We start from the raw sequence: 1,736 nt of genomic DNA on the forward strand, positions 1-1,736 counted from the left end.
GGCGAGGGGGCTTGCCCCCGTTCGGCTGCGCAGCAGTCGTAAAATCTTGGGGCCGCTGCGCGACCCAACGGGGGCAAGCCCCCTCGCCACAATAGTCCGCGCGGTTTAGAGCCTGACGCTGGCAAACGTCGATTCATTACGCGCCTGGCTGAGCGCCGACAACGGCCCGGACAACGGCGAGAGCACCAGCGCTTGCGGCAGCGGCATCATCGCCACTTGCTGCGTGGTGTTGGAACCGACGCGTTCGTCGCGCGGTGGAATGCCGAAGTATTCGCGGTAGCACTTGGAGAAGTGCGGCGTGGAGACGAAGCCGCAGACCGACGCCACTTCGATGATCGACATCGGCGTTTGCTTGAGCAGTTGCCGCGCGCGGATCAGGCGCAGTTTCAGGTAATAACGCGACGGCGAGCAGTGCAGGTATTTCTGAAACAGCCGCTCCAGCTGGCGTCGCGACACGGCGACGTACACCGCCAGTTCGTCGAGGTCGATCGGCTCTTCGAGGTTGGCCTCCATCAGCGCGACAATTTCCTGCAGCTTTGGCTGATTGGTGCCGAGCATGTGCTTGAGCGGCACGCGTTGGTGATCCTGCTCATTGCGAATGCGCTCATAGACGAACATCTCCGAGATCGCTGCGGACAGTTCACGCCCGTGATCGCGGCTGATCAGATGCAGCATCATGTCCAGCGGCGCGGTGCCGCCAGAGCTGGTGAAACGGTTGCGGTCGAGGGTGAACAGACGCGTGCTCATGGCCACACGCGGAAACGCCTCCTGCATCGAGGCCAGGCATTCCCAGTGCACGCTGCAGTCGAAGCCGTCAAGCAGGCCGGCGCAGGCCAACGCCCAACTGCCGGTGCAGACGGCGCCAAGACGCTTGGACTGCCGCGCCTGGCTCTGCAGCCACGACACGTGTTCGCGGGTGACGGTGCGTTGTATGCCTATACCGCCGCAGACGATGATGGTGTCCAGGGAAGGGGCTTTGTGCATGGAGGCGTCCGGCGTGATCTGCAGACCATCGCTGGCCCAGACCTGACCGCCATCGACGGTGAGCGTGGTCCAACGATACAGCTCGCGACCAGACAATTGGTTGGCCATACGCAGTGGTTCCACTGCAGAGGCCAGAGAAATCAGCGTGAAATTGTCCAGCAGCAAAAAGCCGATGGATTGAGGCGCACGGTTCTGGGGTTGGGCCCCGGAGTTGAACGTCGTCATCGCGGTATCTCCTCACACAAAGCGGGTGATGGCCTCAGGCGGAGGCTCTTGTTATTGCCAGCGTTCTCGCGTGGGAGACGGGCTTTGATATGACAGAGCAATTGCCATGCCTAAAATTGAATGAGCGTTCAATAACTCCTGAAAACGACCTGTGAATGTGTCTGGATATGACGTGCGTAGAGGGTGGAATTCAAGTGCCACCAGGGGCTGGGAGCGGTGTGTTTCATCGGGCATGAGCAGATCGGTAGCACTTGTGGGAACTGGGCTGCGAGGGGTTGTTAGAGAGTGTCACCACAAGCACGGGTGACGGACGGTCGGAAGGCGCTGCGCGCTTCAATTCGCAGAACCACGCTTATCTGTAAGCGACGCGCTAAAAGGTGGCGGATTTTGGATTCAGTGGTCAATTAGCGCGCAGTTTTGACTGGTCTTCGCTGGCTGATGATTTTCTGTGGCGAGGGAGCTTGCTCCCGCTCGGTTGCGCAGCAGCCGTAAAAATTTTAGGGTCGCTTCGCAACCCAGCGGGAGCA

The 1,736-nt window shown here is 60.4% G+C and carries 1 protein-coding gene; it reads right to left on the reverse strand.

Features of this window, described 5'->3' with window-relative positions:
• Positions 1 to 105: 105 nt before the first annotated feature.
• Entirely contained in the window at positions 106 to 1,209 is a 1,104-nt protein-coding gene (locus DU29_RS0129085; RefSeq protein ID WP_028624821.1) for a GlxA family transcriptional regulator, read from the reverse strand.
• Positions 1,210 to 1,736 lie beyond the last annotated feature (527 nt).

It is taken from the genome of Pseudomonas sp. Ant30-3 (assembly GCF_000690905.1).
Classification (GTDB): Bacteria; Pseudomonadota; Gammaproteobacteria; order Pseudomonadales; family Pseudomonadaceae; genus Aquipseudomonas.

What these genes read in the sequence shown, in the direction of transcription:
- DU29_RS0129085 (WP_028624821.1), bottom strand. Translation starts at nt 1,209, where the DNA reads ATGACGACGTTCAACTCCGGGGCCCAACCCCAGAACCGTGCGCCTCAA.